The organism is Geodermatophilus sp. SYSU D00705 (assembly GCF_054050135.1).
Window position 1 is genome coordinate 76359 of the sequence record NZ_JBJGYT010000005.1, and the last position, 18505, is coordinate 94863.

The 18505-nt window shown below is 74.5% G+C and carries 18 protein-coding genes; 13 read left to right on the forward strand and 5 right to left on the reverse strand.

The window, feature by feature from the left end; genetic code table 11:
* Positions 1-43 precede the first annotated feature (43 nt).
* Entirely contained in the window at positions 44-1333 is a 1290-nt protein-coding gene (locus tag ACI78Q_RS05885) for an adenylosuccinate synthase (RefSeq protein ID WP_456922387.1), read from the forward strand.
* A 61-nt stretch (positions 1334-1394) separates the two neighbouring features.
* On the opposite strand, the gene ACI78Q_RS05890 is transcribed toward ACI78Q_RS05885, so the two are convergent.
* Positions 1395-2438: a glycerophosphodiester phosphodiesterase family protein gene (locus ACI78Q_RS05890; RefSeq protein ID WP_456922388.1), complete on the reverse strand. Its 1044-nt coding sequence runs from the start codon at positions 2436-2438 to the stop codon at positions 1395-1397.
* 104 nt (positions 2439-2542) lie between these two features.
* Here ACI78Q_RS05890 and rsgA point away from each other — a divergent pair, with 104 nt between their 5' ends.
* Both rsgA and purD read left to right on the forward strand, forming a co-directional pair.
* Complete coding sequence (gene rsgA / locus ACI78Q_RS05895) at positions 2543-3565, forward strand: ribosome small subunit-dependent GTPase A (protein ID WP_456922389.1); 1023 nt, start codon at positions 2543-2545, stop codon at positions 3563-3565.
* 21 nt (positions 3566-3586) lie between these two features.
* Positions 3587-4843: a phosphoribosylamine--glycine ligase gene (gene purD / locus ACI78Q_RS05900; RefSeq protein WP_456922390.1), complete on the forward strand. Its 1257-nt coding sequence runs from the start codon at positions 3587-3589 to the stop codon at positions 4841-4843.
* A gap of 104 nt (positions 4844-4947) precedes the next feature.
* Here the strand turns inward: purD and ACI78Q_RS05905 are convergent, their stop codons facing one another.
* Positions 4948-6408, reverse strand: a complete 1461-nt coding sequence (locus ACI78Q_RS05905; protein WP_456922391.1) for an AI-2E family transporter — start codon at positions 6406-6408, stop codon at positions 4948-4950.
* Between the two features lie 46 nt (positions 6409-6454).
* On the opposite strand from ACI78Q_RS05905, the gene purB reads away from it, so the two are divergent.
* The 8 genes from purB (at position 6455) to ACI78Q_RS05945 (ending at position 14138) form a co-directional block, all read left to right on the forward strand.
* Entirely contained in the window at positions 6455-7780 is a 1326-nt protein-coding gene (gene purB / locus ACI78Q_RS05910; protein ID WP_456922392.1) for an adenylosuccinate lyase, read from the forward strand.
* Positions 7777-8640 carry a phosphoribosylaminoimidazolesuccinocarboxamide synthase gene (locus ACI78Q_RS05915; RefSeq protein ID WP_456922393.1) on the forward strand — a complete coding sequence of 288 codons (864 nt, stop codon included), beginning with the start codon at positions 7777-7779 and terminating at the stop codon, positions 8638-8640. Before purB ends, ACI78Q_RS05915 begins: the two co-directional genes overlap by 4 nt.
* Before the next feature lies 1 nt (position 8641).
* A complete protein-coding gene (locus ACI78Q_RS05920; RefSeq protein ID WP_456922394.1) occupies positions 8642-9403 on the forward strand; it encodes an alpha/beta fold hydrolase in 762 nt (253 codons plus the stop codon).
* 135 nt (positions 9404-9538) lie between these two features.
* The gene (locus tag ACI78Q_RS05925) at positions 9539-10420 is read left to right on the forward strand and encodes an endonuclease domain-containing protein (protein WP_456922395.1); all 882 of its coding nucleotides are present in this window, start codon (positions 9539-9541) and stop codon (positions 10418-10420) included.
* Between the two features lie 121 nt (positions 10421-10541).
* Complete coding sequence (purS, locus tag ACI78Q_RS05930; protein WP_456922396.1) at positions 10542-10781, forward strand: phosphoribosylformylglycinamidine synthase subunit PurS; 240 nt, start codon at positions 10542-10544, stop codon at positions 10779-10781.
* Between the two features lie 11 nt (positions 10782-10792).
* Positions 10793-11464, forward strand: coding sequence for a phosphoribosylformylglycinamidine synthase subunit PurQ (gene purQ / locus ACI78Q_RS05935; protein ID WP_456922397.1), 672 nt, complete (start codon positions 10793-10795; stop codon positions 11462-11464).
* Positions 11461-13749 carry a phosphoribosylformylglycinamidine synthase subunit PurL gene (gene purL, locus ACI78Q_RS05940; protein ID WP_456922398.1) on the forward strand — a complete coding sequence of 763 codons (2289 nt, stop codon included), beginning with the start codon at positions 11461-11463 and terminating at the stop codon, positions 13747-13749. Before purQ ends, purL begins: the two co-directional genes overlap by 4 nt.
* Positions 13749-14138 (forward strand): sterol carrier family protein, encoded by a 390-nt coding sequence (locus tag ACI78Q_RS05945; RefSeq protein ID WP_456922399.1) that lies wholly within the window; start codon positions 13749-13751, stop codon positions 14136-14138. Before purL ends, ACI78Q_RS05945 begins: the two co-directional genes overlap by 1 nt.
* Positions 14139-14217: 79 nt before the next feature.
* On the opposite strand, the gene ACI78Q_RS05950 is transcribed toward ACI78Q_RS05945, so the two are convergent.
* Together ACI78Q_RS05950 and ACI78Q_RS05955 are read right to left on the reverse strand one after the other, a co-directional pair.
* Positions 14218-14358 (reverse strand): MFS transporter small subunit, encoded by a 141-nt coding sequence (locus tag ACI78Q_RS05950; protein WP_456922400.1) that lies wholly within the window; start codon positions 14356-14358, stop codon positions 14218-14220.
* Positions 14355-15767 (reverse strand): L-lactate MFS transporter, encoded by a 1413-nt coding sequence (locus ACI78Q_RS05955; RefSeq protein ID WP_456922401.1) that lies wholly within the window; start codon positions 15765-15767, stop codon positions 14355-14357. The genes ACI78Q_RS05950 and ACI78Q_RS05955 overlap by 4 nt, the downstream gene beginning before the upstream one ends.
* 207 nt (positions 15768-15974) lie before the next feature.
* Here ACI78Q_RS05955 and ACI78Q_RS05960 point away from each other — a divergent pair, with 207 nt between their 5' ends.
* Entirely contained in the window at positions 15975-17063 is a 1089-nt protein-coding gene (locus ACI78Q_RS05960; RefSeq protein WP_456922402.1) for an S-(hydroxymethyl)mycothiol dehydrogenase, read from the forward strand.
* Complete coding sequence (locus ACI78Q_RS05965; protein WP_456922403.1) at positions 17060-17668, forward strand: MBL fold metallo-hydrolase; 609 nt, start codon at positions 17060-17062, stop codon at positions 17666-17668. Before ACI78Q_RS05960 ends, ACI78Q_RS05965 begins: the two co-directional genes overlap by 4 nt.
* A 54-nt stretch (positions 17669-17722) precedes the next feature.
* Here ACI78Q_RS05965 and ACI78Q_RS05970 read toward each other — a convergent pair whose 3' ends face one another.
* Complete coding sequence (locus ACI78Q_RS05970; RefSeq protein ID WP_456922404.1) at positions 17723-18391, reverse strand: DUF5701 family protein; 669 nt, start codon at positions 18389-18391, stop codon at positions 17723-17725.
* Positions 18392-18505 lie beyond the last annotated feature (114 nt).

Sequence of the window (18505 nt, forward strand, 5' to 3'; positions counted from 1 at the left end):
GTCATCCGCCGGTGACGGAGTTCCGAGGGGATCTGAGCGAGCGATGCCGGCAGTCGTGCTGATCGGCGCCCAGTGGGGCGACGAGGGCAAGGGGAAGGCCACCGACCTGCTGGGGGGCCGCGTGCCCTACGTGGTGCGGTACCAGGGCGGCAACAACGCCGGCCACACCGTGATCACGCCGGACGGTGAGCGCTACGCGCTGCACCTGATCCCGTCGGGGATCCTCACCCCGGGGTGCACGCCGGTCATCGGCAACGGCGTCGTCATCGACCCGGAGGTGCTGATCGGGGAGCTGGCGGGCCTGGAGGAGCGGGGCGTGGACACCTCACGCCTGGTCATCTCGGCCGACGCGCACCTGATCATGCCGCACCACCGCGCGCTGGACCGGGTCACCGAGCGGTTCCTCGGCAAGCGCCGGATCGGCACCACCGGCCGGGGCATCGGCCCCGCGTACGGCGACAAGGTGGCCCGCACCGGCATCCGCGTGCAGGACCTGCTCGACCTCTCCATCCTCCGGCAGAAGCTCGAGGGCACGCTGCAGGAGAAGAACCAGGTCCTGGTCAAGGTCTACAACCGCAAGGCGATCGACGTCGACGAGGTCGTCGAGGAGTACGCCGGGTACGCCGAGCAGCTCAAGCACCGCATCGCCGACACCCGGCTGCTGCTGGCCGAGGCCCTCGACGCCGGCGAGTGGGTCCTGCTGGAGGGCTCCCAGGGCACGCTGCTGGACGTCGACCACGGCACCTACCCGTTCGTGACGTCGTCCAGCCCGACCGCGGGCGGGGCCGCGGCCGGCTCGGGCATCGGCCCCACGCGCATCCAGCGGGTGGTCGGCATCCTCAAGGCCTACACGACCCGCGTCGGCTCGGGCCCGTTCCCGACCGAGCTGTTCGACGCCAGCGGCGAGTACCTGCGCAAGCAGGGCGGCGAGGTCGGCGTCACCACCGGCCGCGACCGCCGCTGCGGCTGGTTCGACGCCGTGGTGGCGCGCTACGCCAGCCGGGTCAACGGCATCACCGACTACTTCCTCACCAAGCTCGACGTGCTCTCCGGGCTGGAGACGGTGCCGATCTGCGTGGCCTACGACGTCGACGGCGTCCGGCACGACGAGATGCCCATGACCCAGACCGACTTCCACCACGCCAAGCCGGTCTACGAGGAGCTGCCGGGCTGGTTCGAGGACATCCGGCACTGCCGCACCTTCGACGAGCTGCCGGCCAACGCCCAGGCCTACGTGCGGCGGCTGGAGGAGCTCTCCGGCGCCCGCATCAGCGTCATCGGCGTCGGCCCCGGCCGCGACGAGAACGTCGTGGTCCACGACCTGATCGGCTGAGCGGAGGCCGGGAGCGCAGGGGACCTGCGCTCCCGGCCTCCGCTACGGACGGCCGCCTCCGCTACGGACGGCGGATGGGGGCGAGGGCCGCGGTCTGCAGTTCCGCCCGGGCGCGGACGGCGACCTCGGGGGCGTCGGTGATGACGCCGTCGACGCCGAGCGCCAGCAGCAGCCGGGCCTCGGTCTGGGCGTCGCCGGGGCCGATCGGGTCCTCGCCGCGGCGCAGGTGCCGGGGCAGGAAGGCGTTCTCCGGCCGCAGCGTCCACGGGACGACGAGAAGCCCGGCGCGGTGGGCCTGGGCGACCAGGTCGGAGACGCCGGTCAGCGCCTGGTCGGCGTCCCGCAGCAGGATGCGGTGCCGGCTGGGCGCGATGCCCTGCGCGTAGGTGCTCACCGCACGCAGGCCGGCGGGGGTGACGAGGGCGTCGTCCGCGGCGACGTCGTCCACCAGCTGGAGCATGGTCGGCCCCGCGGCGCCCAGGTCGGCGCGCAGCTGCCGCAGCGCGGCGGCGTCGAAGGACTGCAGCACGACCGTGCCGTCGGGGGTGTCGGCGCCCAGGCGGCGCAGCTCGGCGGCGACCAGCTCCACCATCGGCAGCCCGTGGTCGCCGGCCCAGGTGGGCTTCTTCAGCTCGGCGAGGACGCGCACCTGCCGGCCCGGGGTGGAGCGGCGGCGGGCGATCTCCACGACCTCCGCCAGCGTCAGGACGCCGTAGCGGCCGTCGTAGGTCGTGTTCAGCGGACGCAGCGCCGGCATGCGCTCGACGGCCCGCAGGGTGCGCAGCTCGGCGAGGGTGAAGTCCTCGGCGAACCACCCGGTGCGCTCGCGGCCGCCGACGACGCGCGTGGTGCGGCGGTCCGCGAACTCCGGCCGGTCGGCCACGTCGGTGGAGGGGGAGAGCTCGTTCTCGTGCCGGACGACGAGCGCGCCGTCGCGGCTGACCACGACGTCGGGCTCGATGAGGTCGGCGCCGAGGTCGATCGCGAGCTCGAAGCTGGCGGCCGTGTGCTCGGGCCGGTACGCGGAGGCGCCGCGGTGACCCACGACGACGGGACGGGGGAGGCCGGTCGCGGGACGGACTGCCAGCGACTCGCTCGCGTGCATGTCATTGAGAACACCGCAGTGACCTGACGAGAACGTGAACGCGGAGAGTCGCGTGCAGCACAATTCGGAAGACACCGCCCTGACCAGCGCGTCACCATGCGGGAGTGACGGAACTCTCACTCCTGGGCTGGACGCCGGAGCGGGGCGCCGAGCTGCCGCCGGGGTGCGCACCGGCCCGGGTCGCGCGGGTCGACCGCGGCCGCCTGACCGTGCTCACCGCCGACGGCGAGCTGCGCGCCCACCCCGCGTCGGCGCTGCTGGGCGACGCCGGGCCCGCGGTCGGCGACTGGGTGGCGCTGCGCGGGGAGCTCGCCGTCGCGGTGCTGCCCCGCCGGACGGCGTTCACCCGCGTCATGGCCGGCCGGACGTCGGGCGAGCAGGTGGTGGCCGCCAACCTCGACGCGGTGCTCGTCGTCGACGCCCTCACCGGGCCGCGGCGGACCCGGCGGGTGGAGCGCTACCTGGCGGTGGCGTGGGGCAGCGGGGCGGCACCGGTCGTCGTCCTCACGAAGGCCGACCTGTGCGACGACGTCCCGGCGGTGGTGCAGGAGGTGGCCGAGGCGGCCCTCGGCGTCGACGTCCTGCCGGTGAGCTCGGTGACGGGGGCCGGCCTCGCCGGCGTCGCCGCCCGGATCGGCCCCGGCCGCACCGCCGCGATGGTCGGGCCGTCCGGGGTGGGCAAGTCCAGCCTGGCCAACGCGCTGCTGGGGGCGCCGGTCGTCGCCACGGCGGAGGTGCGGGAGAGCGACGGCCGCGGCCGGCACACCACCACCGCCCGCGAGCTGCACCAGCTGCCCGGCGGCGGCCTGCTCGTCGACACCCCCGGCATGCGGGAGCTGGGTGTGGTGGACGACGAGGGCATCGACACCGCCTACGCCGACGTCACCGAGCTGGCCGGGCGGTGCCGGTTCCGCGACTGCGGGCACCGGTCCGAGCCCGGGTGCGCCGTCGCCGGGGCGATCGCCGAGGGCCGGCTGGACCCCGCCCGCTACACCGCCTGGCGCAAGCTGCAGGCCGAGGCCCGGCGGCAGGCGCTGCGCTCCGACGCGCGGGCGCGGGCCGCCGAGCACGCCCGGGTGCGCGCCCTGTACCGGTCCTACCGGGCGCAGCCGAACCGCCCGCGCTGAGCCCCGGTAGGGTCGCCGGACGTGCGCGTGCTCGTGATCGGCTCCGGTGCCCGGGAGCACGCCCTGTGCGTCGCTCTGCAGAACGACCCCGCCGTGACCGCGCTGGCGTGCGCTCCCGGCAACGCCGGCACGCGGGCGCTCGCCGAGGCCGCGCCGGTCGACGTCGCCGATCCGGTCGCCGTCGCCGCGCTGGCCACCGGCTGGGGCGCCGACCTGGTGGTCGTCGGCCCCGAGGTGCCGCTCGTGGCCGGTGCCGCCGACGCCGTCCGCGACGCCGGCATCGCCTGCTTCGGCCCGTCGGAGCAGGCCGCCCAGCTGGAGGGCAGCAAGTCCTTCGCCAAGCACGTGATGGCCGCCGCCGGCGTGCCCACCGCCCGGTCGTGGCCGGTCGGCGGCCCGGCCGAGCTGGAGACCGCCCTGGACGAGGCGGGCGCGCCGTACGTGGTGAAGGACGACGGTCTGGCCGCGGGCAAGGGCGTCGTCGTCACCACCGACCGGGACGCCGCCGTCGCGCACGGCCACCGCGTGCTGGAGGCCGGCGGCGCGGTGCTGGTCGAGGAGTACCTGGACGGGCCCGAGGTGTCGCTGTTCGCCGTCACCGACGGGACGACGGTGCTGCCGCTGGTCCCCGCCCAGGACGCCAAGCGCCGCGACGACGGCGACGCCGGCCCCAACACCGGCGGGATGGGCGCCTACGCGCCGCTGCCCTGGGCGCCGGCGGGCCTGGTCGACGAGGTGCTGGCCACCGTGCTGCAGCCGACGGTCGACGAGATGGCCCGCCGCGGTGAGCCCTTCGCCGGGCTGCTCTACGCCGGGCTGGCGCTGACCTCCCGCGGCGTCCGGGTCGTGGAGTTCAACGCCCGCTTCGGTGACCCGGAGACCCAGGTCGTGCTGCCGCTGCTCGAGACCCCGCTGGCGGGCCTGCTGCACGCCGCCGCGACCGGCACGCTCGCCGACCACCCGCCGCTGCGCTGGCGGGACGGGGCGGCGGTCACGGTCGTCGTCGCCGCGGCCGGCTACCCGGAGCGGCCACGCGCCGGCGACCCCATCACCGGCGCGGACGGCGAGGGCGTGCTGCACGCGGGCACCACGGTCGACGCGGACGGGACGGTCCGGTCCGCCGGCGGGCGGGTGCTGGCGGTGACGGCGGTCGGCGACGACCTCACCGCCGCCCGCCGGCTGGCCTACGAGCGGGTGGCCGGGGTGCGGCTGGCCGACGCGCACTGGCGCACCGACATCGCGCTGGCCGCCGTCGAGGGCCGGATCACCGCCGGCTGAGGGCCGGCACGCCCGGTTCCACTCCGGCTCCGGCCCCGTCCAGGGTTCGGCCCCGTCCCGAGGCTCACCCCGAGCGTGCCAGGGGTGAGGAGGAGGGGGTCCTCCTACTCGGCGCTGACCGCCGGGCGCGCCCGCTCCGGGCGTGGCTCGGGGGGCCGCGGCCCGTCGTGCCGCCGGCTCAGGTAGGTGCCGGCCACGTTCGCGCAGGCGACGAGCGGAACGGCGATGAGGGCGCCGAAGATGCCGGCCACCAGCAGGCCCGCGGCGATCGCCAGGACGACGGCCAGCGGGTGCACCCGCACCGCCCGGCCCAGCAGCAGCGGCTGCAGGACGTGCCCCTCCAGCTGCATGACCGCGACCACGATGGCCAGCGCGATGAGCGCGGTGATCGGGCCCTTGGACACCAACGCGACCAGCACCGCCACCGAGCCGGCGAGGAACGACCCGATGATGGGGATGAACGCGCCGAGGAACACCAGCGCGGCCAGCGGGATGACCAGCGGCACGCCGAGGATCGCCAGGCCGATGCCGATGCCGAGCGCGTCGACCAGGGCCACGGCGACGGTCGCGCGCACGTAGGAGATCAGCGTCCGCCAGGAGCGGCGGGCGGCCTCGTCGACGTAGGCGCGGGCGTCGGCGGGGCACAGGCCGATCAGCCACAGCCAGATGGACCGGCCGTCCTTGAGGAAGAAGAACAGCGTGAACAGCGCGAGGACGATCCCGGTGAAGACCTCGCCCACCGTCGCCGCGGTGGTGAGCGCCCCCGAGGTGAGGGTGTCCTGGTTGGCCACCAGCGCGTCCTGCGCGGCGGTCAGCGCCTCGTCGATCTGCCGCTGGGACACGGGGAAGCTGTCGACGACGAAGTCGCGCACCTGGGTGAGGCCCTGGTTGACCTGGTCGGCCAGGTCGGAGAACCCGGCGGTGAACCGCTCGACGACCAGCGTGATGATCCCGGCGACGACGGCGAGCCCGACGATGAGCATGGTCAGCGCGGCCAGCGACCGGGGCCAGCCGTGCCGCACGAGCGCCGCGGCGCCGGGCTGGAGCAGGGCGGAGAGCAGCAGCGCCACGAACACCGGGACGACGACGACGGCGACGTAGGCCGCGGCGTAGAGCAGCACGTAGATGCCGGCGATCACCACGATCAGCCGCCACGACCACGCGGCCGCGATCCGCAGCCCGGTCGGGACGACGGCGTCGTCGCTGGTCCGGCGGTCGGCGCCAGTGAGCCGGCGGGCGTGCCGGCCGTTGCGGTGCGGGCGGCCGCCGGCCGGGGGCCCGCTCACCCCGCCGGGGCCGATCGGCCCGTCGAGGTCGGGGGCGCCCGGTTGGGGGCTGCCCAGGGGCGGCTGTGCCGCGTCGTCCCCCGCCGGCAGGTCGGCGGGGGGCTCGGTGGCGACGTCGTCGTCGCGGACGAGGATCGCGCGGTCGTCGTCCCGCTCCGGCCACCCGTGCGGGTCGTGCTCGGCGGCGGCGCGGATGCGCTCGCGCGCCCGCTCGAGCAGGTGGGATGCCCGACGCAGCACGGGGACCTCCGGCGGGCAGTAGGGGTCGTCGATGATCACGCTAGCCCTACGGGGAGACTGTCCCCGTGGTGCGACGAGCTGACCGGTGGCGGGCGGTACCCCGATGATCGAGCGGTACACGCTCCCCGCGATGGGGCGGGTCTGGAGCGACCAGCACAAGTACGAGCTGTGGTGCCGGGTCGAGACCCTGGTGCTGGAGGCGCACGCGGCGGCCGGGCGGGTGCCCGCCGACGTCGTGGAGCCCGTGCGCAAGGCGGCGCCGCCGACCCCCGAGCGGGTCGCGGAGATCGAGGAGACGACGCAGCACGACGTCATCGCCTTCCTCACCGCGTGGGCGGACAACACCGAGCCGCGGTCGGCCGCGGCGTACGTGCACCACGGCATGACCTCGTCGGACCTGCTGGACACCGCGCTGGCGGTGCAGCTGACCGAGGCCACCGACCTGCTGCTGGCCCGGATGGACCGGCTGGTCGCGGTGCTGCGCGACCACGCGCTGGCTCACCGGCACACGATCAAGGTCGGCCGCACCCACGGTGTGCACGCCGAGCCCGACGTGTGGGGCCACCGGGTCGCCGACATCGCCTTCGCCGCGGCCCGCTCGCGCGACCGGCTGCGGGCGGCCCGTGAGCGGGTCGGCGTCGTCGCCATCTCCGGCGCCGTCGGCACGTACTCGCTGATCGACCCGTCGGTGGAGGTCGCCGTCGCCGAGGCGCTGGACCTGCGCCCGGCCGACGCCTCCACCCAGGTGGTGCTGCGCGACTCGGTCAGCGAGTGGGTGGCGGCGCTGGCGATCATCGCCACGGTCTGCGAGACGGTCGCGCTGGAGGTGCGCCACGGCCAGCGGACCGAGGTGCGCGAGCTGTCGGAGGCCTTCGGCTCCGGCCAGAAGGGCTCCAGCGCCATGCCGCACAAGAAGAACCCGATCCGCTCCGAGCGCATCGCCGGGCTCGCCCGCGTCGTCCGCGCCGCCGTCGTCCCGGTGATGGAGGGCATCCCGCTGTGGCACGAGCGGGACATCTCGCACTCCTCGACCGAGCGCGTCTTCCTGCCCGACGCCGCGATCACCACCGACTACCTGCTGCACCTGACCACCGGTCTGGTGGAGGGCCTCGTGGTGGACGCCGACCGGATGCGGGCCAACCTGGAGTCCACCGGCGGGCTGATCTACACCTCGTCGGTGCTGCTCGAGGTGGTCGAGGGCGGGCTGTCCCGCGAGGACGCGTACGCGCTCGTGCAGTCCGCGGCCATGGAGACGTGGAACACCGGGACGCCGTTCCGCGAGACGCTGCGGCAGCGGGCGGCGGCGTCCGGCGTGACCCTCGACGAGGCCCGGCTGGACGAGATCTGCCGGCCGGAGCGGTACGTGGCCGACCTGGACCCGCTGTTCGAGCGGCTGGCCGCCCTGTCATGAGCCTCGACCTGCCCCTGGTGGCGCGCGGCAAGGTGCGCGAGATCTACGACGCCGGCGCCGACCGGCTGCTGCTGGTCGCCTCCGACCGCATCTCGGCCTACGACCACGTGCTGCCGACGCCGATCCCGGACAAGGGGCGGGTGCTCACCGCGCTGTCGGTGTGGTGGTTCGGGCAGCTGGAGCCGGTGCTGGAGCAGTTCGGCGCGGCGCACCACCTGGTGTCGGCGTCCGACGTGCCCGGCGAGGTGGCCGGGCGGGCGATGCTCGTGCGGCGGCTGTCGATGCTGCCGGTGGAGTGCGTGGCGCGCGGCTACCTGTCCGGGTCGGGCACCGTGGAGTACCAGCGGTCCGGCGCCATCCGGGACGTCGCGCTGCCGGCCGGTCTGGTCGAGGGCTCGCAGCTGCCCGAGCCGGTGTTCACGCCGTCCACCAAGGCAGAGGTGGGCGAGCACGACGAGGCGATCGACTTCGCCGCGGTCGAGACCGCCGTCGGCGCGGACCGGGCCGCCGAGCTGCGCGCGCTCACGCTGGCCCTGTACCGGCGCGGCGCGGAGATCGCGGCGGAGGCCGGGATCATCCTGGCCGACACCAAGTTCGAGTTCGGTCTGGACGCCCAGGGCCGGCTGACCCTCGGCGACGAGGTGCTCACCCCCGACTCGTCGCGCTTCTGGCCGGCGATCACCTGGTCGCCGGGGGCGGCGCAGCCCTCGTACGACAAGCAGTTCGTCCGTGACTGGCTGACGGCGTCCGGCTGGGACCGGGTCTCCCCGCCGCCGGAGCTGCCCGCCGACGTGGTCGAGGCGACCCGCGAGCGCTACGTGACCGCCTACGAGGAGCTGACGGGCACTACGTTCCGCTGACGTGCCACTGACGCGCGCGGGGATCTCCTACCGGTCCGGCGGGTCCGGGGACGACCTGCTCCTGCTGCTGCACGGGCTGGGCGCCACCGGCGCGGTCTGGGACCGGCTGCTGCCGCTGGTCGAGGCGTCGTGGCCGGGGTCCTGGGCGGTGCCCGACCTGCGGGGCCACGGGCGGTCGGTGACCGAGCCGCCGTACGGGTACGCGGTGCACGCGGCCGACGTGGCCTCGCTGGCCGTGGCTCTCGGCGCCGGCCGGGTGACCGTGCTCGGGCACTCCTTCGGCGGCGTCGTCGGCGCGGTGCTGGCCGGCGGCTGGTACGGCGTCGAGGTGGCCCGCGTGGTCGCCGTCGGCGTCAAGATCGACTGGACCGTCGACGAGGAGGCGCGGGCCAGGGTGATGGCGGCCCGCCCGCCGCAGGTCTTCCCGACCGCCGCCGAAGCCGCGGACCGGCACCTGCGGCTCGCCGGGCTCAGCGGACTGGTCGCGCCGGACGACCCGGTCGCGCGGGCGGGCGTGCGCGAGGCGGACGGCGGGTTCGCGGCGGCCCTCGACCCGCGTGCGTTCGGCGCCGTGGGTCCGTCGGTGGAGGAGGTCCTGTCGCGGGCGGTCGCCCCGCTGCGGCTGGCCGCCGGGGCCGCGGACCCGATGGTCGGCCTGGCCGCGATGCGGCGGGTCGACCCGGACGCGGTGCTCCTCGACGGCGCCGGCCACAACGCCCACTGGGAGACCCCCGAGGCCGTCTGGTCGCTGGTCTCTCCCTGACGCGGCCGGTCACGACCTGCGCGAGATCGCCGGTCTCGTGGTCATCAGCCGCTGATCGCCACGAGACCGCCGATCTCGCGCGGGGGCTGTGGACGGCCGCAGCGCCACCGGCGCCTGCTGGGCCAGAGTGCCCGAGTGCCCACCCGTCGTGTCCGGTCCCGTCTCACCGGCCCGGCGACCAGGGCGGGTGCACGGGCTGCCGGCATCCGCGACTGGCAACTGCGGCATGCCGACGTCGAGCCGCTCTCGCGGGACACCTACCTGCCTCGAGCGCTGTCGAACGAGATGAGCGCCCGCGTCGCGGCCGTCCTGCTGACGTCACCGCCGGGGACCGTCGCCAGCCACGCGACCGCTGCAGCACTCTGGGGCCTGGACATCCCGCTGCAGGACAGGGCCGACCGCCGCGTCGACCTCACGGTTCCGATGACCTCGCGCTCGGAGAGCCGACGGGACCGGAGGGTGCACCGCACCCCGCTGCCCGAGGACGACACCACGCGGCGCGGGGCGGTGCCGGTCACCACTCCGGAGCGCACCTGGCGCGACCTGGCCGGCGTCCTGCAGCCCGCGGCGCTGCTCGCCGTGACCGACCAGCTGCTCGGTCGCTGGTGCACCGCGGCGGCCCTCGAGCAGCAGCTGCGCCGACGCCCCGGGGGGCGCGGATCGGCGCGCGCCCGGGAGGTGCTCCCGGTGGCGGACCCGCTGGCCGAGTCGCCGATGGAGTCGGTGCTGCGCTGGCTCCTCCACGCGGCCGGCCTGCCGTCGCCGGTGCTGCAGCACGTCGTGCGAGGCGTGGACGGGCGTCCGCTCGCTCGCGCCGACCTCGCCTGGCCGGACCTGCGCGTCATCGTGGAGTTCGACGGCGACGTCCACCGCGAGCGGGACGTCTTCGTCAACGACCTGCGCCGCCAGAACCGGCTCGTCGCGGCGGGGTGGACGGTGCTGCGGTTCACCTCCGCCGACGTCCTGGGCAGGCCGCACGAGGTCGTGGCGGAGATCCGCCGGGCGCTGCGCCAGTGACATCGCCGGTCTCGTGGTCATCAGCCGCTGATCGCCACGAGACCGCCGATCTCGCGCTGGGGAGAGCAGCATCACCCGCACCCCGGCCAGTGGGCCACGCCACCCCGGTACCCTCGACGTCGTGCCCCAGGTGGTCGTCGACGTCGTCCTCAAGCCGGAGATCTCCGACCCCCAGGGGCAGGCGGTGCTGGGAGCGCTGGGCCGGCTCGGCCACGACAGCGTCCGCAGCGTCCGCCAGGGCAAGCACTTCGTGCTCGAGGTCGACGGGACGCCGGACGAGGCGGAGCTGAAGCAGATCGCCGAGACGCTGCTGGCCAACCCCGTCATCGAGGACGTCGAGCTGCACCTCCCGACCGACTGAACGGAACCGCTGTGCGCATCGGTGTCATCACCTTCCCGGGCTCCCTGGACGACGTCGACGCCGCGCGCGCGGTGCGGCTGGCCGGCGCGGAGCCGGTCGCGCTCTGGCACGCCGAGCACGACCTCAAGGACGTCGACGCCGTCGTCCTCCCCGGGGGTTTCTCCTACGGTGACTACCTGCGCGCGGGTGCGATCGCCGCGCGGGCGCCGATGATGGCCGACGTCGTCGACCGCGCCCGCAAGGGCATGCCGGTCCTCGGCATCTGCAACGGCTTCCAGGTGCTCTGCGAGGCCGGCCTGCTGCCCGGCGCGCTGACCCGCAACGGCCACCTGCACTTCCGCAACCGCGACCAGGCGCTGCGCATCGAGCGCGAGGACACCGCGTGGACGGCGTCCTACGAGGCCGGCCAGCGGATCGTCGTCCCGGTGAAGAACGGCGAGGGCCGCTACGTCGCCGCGCCCGCCGACCTCGACCGCATCGAGGGCGAGGGCCGGGTCGCCGTCCGGTACGTCGAGGGCAACCCGAACGGCTCGATGCGCGACATCGCCGGGGTGACCAGCGCCGACGGCCGGGTCGTCGGCCTGATGCCGCACCCCGAGCACGCCGTGGAGGACCTCACCGGCCCGAGCACCGACGGGCTCGGCTTCTTCACCAGCGTCCTGAAGGCGGTCGTCAGCGCGTGACTCAGATCGACACCGTCGAGCGGGCCGGGCAGACCCCCGACGACGAGCAGCCCTGGACCGAGCTGGGCCTCAAGGCCGACGAGTACACCCGCATCAGGGACATCCTCGGCCGCCGGCCCACCACCGCCGAGCTGGCCATGTACTCGGTGATGTGGAGCGAGCACTGCTCCTACAAGTCGAGCAAGGTGCACCTGCGCCGCTTCGGTGACCTGCCGCCGAGCGACGCGCTGCTGGTCGGCATCGGCGAGAACGCCGGCGTCGTCGACGTCGGCGACGGCTACGCGGTCACCTTCAAGGTCGAGTCGCACAACCACCCCAGCTACGTCGAGCCCTACCAGGGCGCGGCCACCGGGGTCGGCGGCATCGTGCGCGACATCCTGACGATGGGCGCCCGCCCGATCGCCGTCATGGACAGCCTGCGCTTCGGCCGGGCCGACGCCCCCGACACCGCGCGCGTGCTGCCCGGCGTCGTCGCGGGCGTGGGCGGCTACGGCAACTGCCTGGGCCTGCCCAACATCGGCGGCGAGCTGCTGTTCGACGACTGCTACGTGGGCAACCCGCTGGTCAACGCGCTGTGCGTCGGCGTCATGCGGCACGAGGACGTCCGGCTGGCCAAGGCCGAGGGTGTCGGCAACAAGGTGATCTTGTTCGGGGCGCGCACCGGCGGCGACGGCATCGGCGGGGTCTCGGTGCTGGCCAGCGAGACCTTCGACGCCGAGGGCCCGGCGAAGCGGCCCAGCGTGCAGGTCGGGGACCCGTTCACCGAGAAGCTGCTCATCGAGGCGTGCCTGGAGATCTTCGCCGCCGACCTGGTCACCGGCATCCAGGACCTCGGCGGCGCCGGCCTCTCCTGCGCGACGTCCGAGCTGGCCAGCGCCGGCACCGGCGGCATGCACGTCGACCTGGACACCGTGCCGCTGCGCGACTCGACGCTCACCCCGGCCGAGATCCTGATGAGCGAGTCGCAGGAGCGCATGTGCGCCATCGTCGAACCGGGCAAGGTCGACGCCTTCCTCGCCGTCTGCCGCAAGTGGGACGTGCTGGCCACCGTCATCGGTGAGGTCACCGACGGCGACCGGCTGACCGTCGACTGGCACGGCGAGCGCATCGTCGACGTCCCGCCGCGGACCGTCGCGCACGAGGGCCCGGTCTACGAGCGGCCGATGGCCCGCCCGGCCGACCTCGACGCGCTGCAGGCCGACGACCCGGCCGCGCTGGCGCGCCCGCGGACGCCGGAGGAGCTCACCGCGCACTGGCTGGCCGTCGTCGCCAGCCCGGACGGCGCGGACAAGTCGTGGGTCACCGAGCAGTACGACCGCTACGTCCGCGGCAACACCGTGCTGGCCCAGCCCGACGACGCCGGCGTGGTCCGCATCGACGAGCGCAGCTCCCGCGGCATCGCCCTGGCGCTGGACGGCAACGGCCGCTACGCCCGGCTGGACCCGTACACCGGTGCGCAGCTGAACCTGGCCGAGGCCTACCGCAACGTGGCGGTGAGCGGCGCCCGGCCGCTGGCGGTCACCAACTGCCTGAACTTCGGCTCCCCGGAGGAGCCCGAGGTGATGTGGCAGTTCGCCGAGGCAGTCCGCGGCCTCGCCGACGCCTGCCGCGAGCTCGGCCTGCCGGTCACCGGCGGCAACGTGAGCCTCTACAACCAGACCGGCGACGTGCCGATCAACCCGACCCCGGTCATCGGCGTCCTCGGCGTGCACGACGACGTCCGCACGCGGGTCCCCACCGGCTGGCGGACGCCGGGGGAGACGGTGCTGCTGCTCGGCGAGACCCGGCCGGAGTTCGGCGGGTCCGCGTGGGCGTCGGTCGTGCACGGCCACCTCGGCGGCCGACCGCCGGCGGTCGACCTCGCGGCGGAGCGGTCGCTCGGCGAGCTGCTGGCCGCGCTGGCCCGCGACGGGCTGGTCGGCTCGGCGCACGACCTCGCCGACGGTGGCCTCGCCCAGGCGCTGGCCGAGTCCGCGCTGCGGTACGGCCTCGGCGCCCGCCTGGGCGTCGGTGACGACCCGTTCACCGCGCTGTTCAGCGAGTCGGCGGCCCGCGCGGTCGTCACGACGGCCGACCCGGCGGCGGTGCGCACCGCCGCCGAGGCGGCCGGGGTCCCCGTCACCGAGCTGGGGACGACGGGCGGCGACGTGCTCGCGGTCGACGGCGTGGGCGAGCTGCCACTGGCCGAGCTGCGCGCCGCGTGGAGCGCCACGCTGCCCGCGCTGTTCGGCACCCCCGAGGCCACGGTGGGCACCGTCCCGGCGGGGACCGTCCCGACCAGCTGATGCCCGCGCCGATCTCCGCCGAGGAGCTGCGGGGGGCGCTGGCGCCCACGCTGGCCTGGCTGGCGGGGGAGGCCGAGCAGCCGCCCCGGTCGGTGGTCGGCGCCGCGGTGAAGACCAGCGCCCGCTGGCTGGCCCAGCAGGTGCCCGGGCGCTCGGTCGAGCTGCGGGTGCCCCCGCACGTCGCCGTCCAGTGCGTGCCCGGGCCGCGGCACACCCGCGGCACCCCGCCGAACGTGGTGGAGACCGACGCCGCCACCTGGCTGCGGCTGGCCAGCGGCCGGCTCGACTGGGCGACCGCCGTGGCCGACGGACTGCTCACCGCCAGTGGCAACCGCGCCGACCTGTCGGCCCACCTGCCGCTGCCGCCGCTCGGCCGGCGCGAGAGTTGACCCGGGGGGCCGATCCGCACAGCACGACGCCCCGCCCGCTGCAGCAGCGGACGGGGCGTCGTGGGGAGCGCGGGATCGGTCAGCCGGTGAAGAGGGTGAGCGCGGTCTTCACCGTCTGGTAGAGCCCGTAGGCCAGGGGGACGCCGACCAGCGTCCAGGCGAAGGCGATCAGCCCCACCGGGGTGTGGGTCTGCTGCTGTTCTCGGGCGGGTGAACTCATCGGGCGGCGCTCCGTTCGGGGGTCGGGGTGGCGGCGGTCCGGCGCTGCGGCTCGTGCCACTTGCTGGAGACCGGGCGGACCAGCAGGTTGGCGACGAAGCCGACCGCGAGCAGGCCGACCATGATGAACAGGGCCGGCCGGTAGTTGGCCGCGACCAGCGAACCGGGCTCGCCCTGGGTGTCGAGCACGCTGTTGACGATCAGCGGCCCGGCGACGCCGGCGGCCGACCACGCGGTGAGCAGCCGGCCGTGGATGGCGCCGACCTGGTAGGTGCCGAAGAGGTCACGCAGGTAGGCCGGGACGGTGGCGAACCCGCCGCCGTAGAACGAGATGATGATCGCGGCCAGGATGACGAACACCCAGGTGGCGCTGCTGCCGACGGTCGCCAGCAGGACGTAGAGCACCAGCCCGACGCCCAGGTAGACCATGTAGATCGGCTTGCGGCCGATGAAGTCCGACGTCGAGGACCACACGAAGCGGCCGCCCATGTTGAACAGCGACAGGACGCCGACGAAGCCCGCGGCCGCGGTGGCGGCGACGGTCGAGGTCTCCCCGGTGCGGAAGAAGTCCTGGATCATCGGGCTGGCCTGCTCGAGGATCCCGATCCCCGCGGTGACGTTGCAGAACAGCACCACCCACAGCAGCCAGAACTGCGGCGTCCGGATGGCGTTGTTGGCCGACACGCTCTCGGTGGTGACCAGCGCCTTCTGCTTGACCGATGACGGGTCGAAGCCGGCCGGCTTCCAGTCGTCGGCCGGGACCCGCACGAGGAAGGCCCCGAACATCATGAAGACCAGGTAGACCGCGGCGAAGGTGAAGAACAGCGCCGAGACGGCGCCCCCGTTCGGCACGGAGCCGGCGGTGCCCGGGTCGTAGGCCGGGTCGTACCAGCTCATCAGCTGCCGGGACAGCGGCGAGGCGATCAGCGCGCCACCGCCGAAGCCCATGATCGCCATGCCGGTGGCCAGGCCAGGGCGGTCCGGGAACCACTTGATCAGCGTGGAGACCGGCGAGATGTAGCCGATGCCCAGACCGATGCCCCCGATGACGCCGTAGCCCAGGTACAGCAGCCACAGCTGGCGGGTCTCGATGCCGAGCCCGCCCACCAGGAAGCCGGTCACCCAGAAGCAGGCCGACACGAACATCGCCGCGCGGGGACCGTTGCGGTCCACCCACGTGCCGAAGAGGGCGGCGGAGAGGCCCAGCATGACGATGGCGATCGAGAAGACGATGCCGATCGCCGTCTGGCTCGTGCCGAAGTCCTCGACCAGTGCCGTCTTGTAGACGCTGGTCGCGTACGCCTGGCCGATGCACAGGTGCACCGCCAGGGCGGCGGGCGGGATGAGCCACCGGTTGAACCCCGGTCGGGCCACGATGCGCTCACGCGCCAGGAAACTCGGTACTGCCACGGACGGACCTCCGGTCGAGGGGTGCCCCCGGGGTCCCGGGGTGCATCGGGTGCACAGGCTCACGAAACCCGGGGAACCGTACGTCCGGCCGGGCCGCACCGCGCGGTGACCGTGACCGTTCCGTTGCGAACTCAACCACCTGAGGGGTGGCTTCCACGTCCCGGGAGTGGGCGCGGAGGCGTTCCGGCCCCGTTCTAGGCTGCCCGCATGGCCTATGAGGTGAAGGGCGTCGTCGCCCGCAGCAAGGGTGCTCCGGTCACCGTCGAGACGATCATCGTCCCCGACCCCGGCCCGGGTGAGGCGGTCGTGGACATCCAGGCGTGCGGCGTCTGCCACACCGACCTGCACTACCGCGAGGGCGGCATCAACGACGAGTTCCCGTTCCTGCTGGGCCACGAGGCCGCCGGCGTGGTCTCCGCCGTCGGCGAGGGCGTCACCAACGTCGCCGTCGGCGACTACGTGGTCCTCAACTGGCGCGCGGTGTGCGGCGAGTGCCGCGCCTGCCGCAAGGGCGAGCTGCAGTACTGCTTCAACACCCACAACGCCACGCAGAAGATGACCCTGGCCGACGGCACCGAGCTGTCCCCGGCGCTGGGCATCGGCGCGTTCGTGGAGAAGACGCTGGTCCACTCCGGCCAGTGCACCAAGGTCGACCCGGCCGCCCCGCCGACCGCCGCCGGCCTGCTCGGCTGCGGCGTCATGGCCGGCGTCGGCGCCGCGATCAACACCGGTGCGGTCAAGCGCGGCGAGAGCGTGGCGGTGTTCGGCTGCGGCGGCGTCGGTGACGCCGCGATCGCCGGCGCGAAGCTGGCCGGCGCGACGACGATCATCGCCGTCGACATCGACGACCGGAAGCTGGAGTGGGCCAAGAAGTTCGGCGCCACCCACACCGTCAACAGCAAGAACACCGACGCGGTGGAGGCGATCAAGGGCCACACCGGCGGCTTCGGTGTGGACGTCGCCATCGACGCCGTCGGCCACCCCGCGGTGTTCGAGCAGGCCTTCTACGCCCGCGACCTGGCCGGCCGCGTCATCCTGGTGGGCGTCCCGACCCCGGACATGACGATCGAGCTGCCGCTGATCGAGGTCTTCGGCCGCGGCGGTGCGACGAAGTCCTCCTGGTACGGCGACTGCCTGCCCAGCCGCGACTTCCCGATGCTCATCGACCTGTACCTGCAGGGCCGCTTCCCGCTCGACGACTTCGTCTCCGAGACGATCGGCATCGACGACGTCGACGCCGCCTTCGAGAAGATGCACCACGGCGAGGTGCTGCGTTCGGTGGTCGTCTTCAAGTGAGCGCTCGCATCGACAAGACCGTCGTCAGCGGGGTCTTCAGCCTCGACGGCCAGGACTTCGACGTCGACAACAACGTCTGGTTGGTCGGCGACGACAGCGAGGTGCTCGTCATCGACGCCCCGCACGACGCCGCACCGATCCTCGAGGCGGTCGGCGGACGCAGGGTGACGGCGATCGTGCTCACCCACGGGCACAACGACCACATCACCGCCGCGGTCGCGCTGCGCGAGGCCACCGGGGCGCCGATCTGGTTCAACCCGCAGGACCGGATGCTGTGGGACGTCGTCCACCCGGACGCCGCGCCGGACGACGAGCTGACCGAGGGGACGACCTTCACCGTCGCCGGGACGACCCTGACGGCGCTGCACACCCCCGGCCACTCGCCGGGCAGCACCTGTCTGCACGCCCCGGACCTGAACACGGTGTTCACCGGCGACACGCTGTTCTGCGGCGGTCCCGGCGCCACCGGGCGGTCCTACAGCGACAAGCCGACGATCCTGAACTCCATCAGGGCGCGGCTGCTGACGCTGCACGGTGACACCGTGGTGAAGACCGGCCACGGCGACGACACCACCGTCGCCGCCGAGACCGACAACATCCACTGAGCGACCCCCTCCGCCCCACCTCCCGCACGCGGGAGGTGGGGCGGAGCGGCGCTCTCAGGTGACCGGCGCGCGGCGCCGGGCGGAGGCGAAGCCCAGCCACGTGTGCCGGTTGCCGGCCCAGCACCAGCCGACCTTGGGGGCGTGCCGCCGCTCGCGGCCGTCGCGGCCGGTCCCGTTGCTGATCCACAGCGCCGGCGTCCGGGCGTCGAGCCGCCCGTCGGGCCTCCGCCGCCGCGAGCCGATCGTCATGAAGCAGTGGTTGCGGTCGAGGACCCCCGGAGCCTGCAGCACCCAGTGCAGCCCCTCCCCGAGGGTCAGCGGCGTCCGGTCCGCGCCGGTGATCGCCGGCAGCGCCTCGTCGGGGCTCCAGTTCGCCATGGCGTCGCCGCGGTCGGGCTGCTCGACCAGGTAGAGCGGCCCGCCGGGCAGGCCGACCTGCTCGATCGGGGCGAACGCGTCGACGTCGGTCATGTCGGCGACGACGAACCCGCGGCGACCGCCGACCTCCAGCAGCGGCGCGAGCGCCGAGACCGGTGCCAGCTGCGGCGACAGGACGAGGAGCGCGCCGTCGTCCCGGACGCGGGCAGCGCAGCCGCGCAGGTCCTGGGCGGACAGCCCGGCCACCTCGTGCGCACCGAGGGCGATCAGCCGCTCGGCCTGGTCCGCGACGCGCGGCAGAGCGGGGAGCACGGTGGGCGGGGCGGCGGGCAGGACGGCGGGCACGGGCACCTCCGAGACGGACGGACACGGCCGGAGACCAACGCGCCGGTCCCCGCCCGGGTTCCTGACGACCCGCGCGGGCCGGGCCGGACGTGGGCACGGTCACCCCGCGGCTCG

Coding starts and splice junctions, on each gene's coding strand:
- ACI78Q_RS05885 (WP_456922387.1), top strand. CDS start 44: ATGCCGGCAGTCGTGCTGATCGGCGCCCAGTGGGGCGACGAGGGCAAG.
- ACI78Q_RS05890 (WP_456922388.1), bottom strand. CDS start 2,438: ATGCACGCGAGCGAGTCGCTGGCAGTCCGTCCCGCGACCGGCCTCCCC.
- ACI78Q_RS05915 (WP_456922393.1), top strand. CDS start 7,777: ATGAGCCTCGACCTGCCCCTGGTGGCGCGCGGCAAGGTGCGCGAGATC.
- ACI78Q_RS05945 (WP_456922399.1), top strand. CDS start 13,749: ATGCCCGCGCCGATCTCCGCCGAGGAGCTGCGGGGGGCGCTGGCGCCC.
- ACI78Q_RS05950 (WP_456922400.1), bottom strand. CDS start 14,358: ATGAGTTCACCCGCCCGAGAACAGCAGCAGACCCACACCCCGGTGGGG.
- ACI78Q_RS05960 (WP_456922402.1), top strand. CDS start 15,975: ATGGCCTATGAGGTGAAGGGCGTCGTCGCCCGCAGCAAGGGTGCTCCG.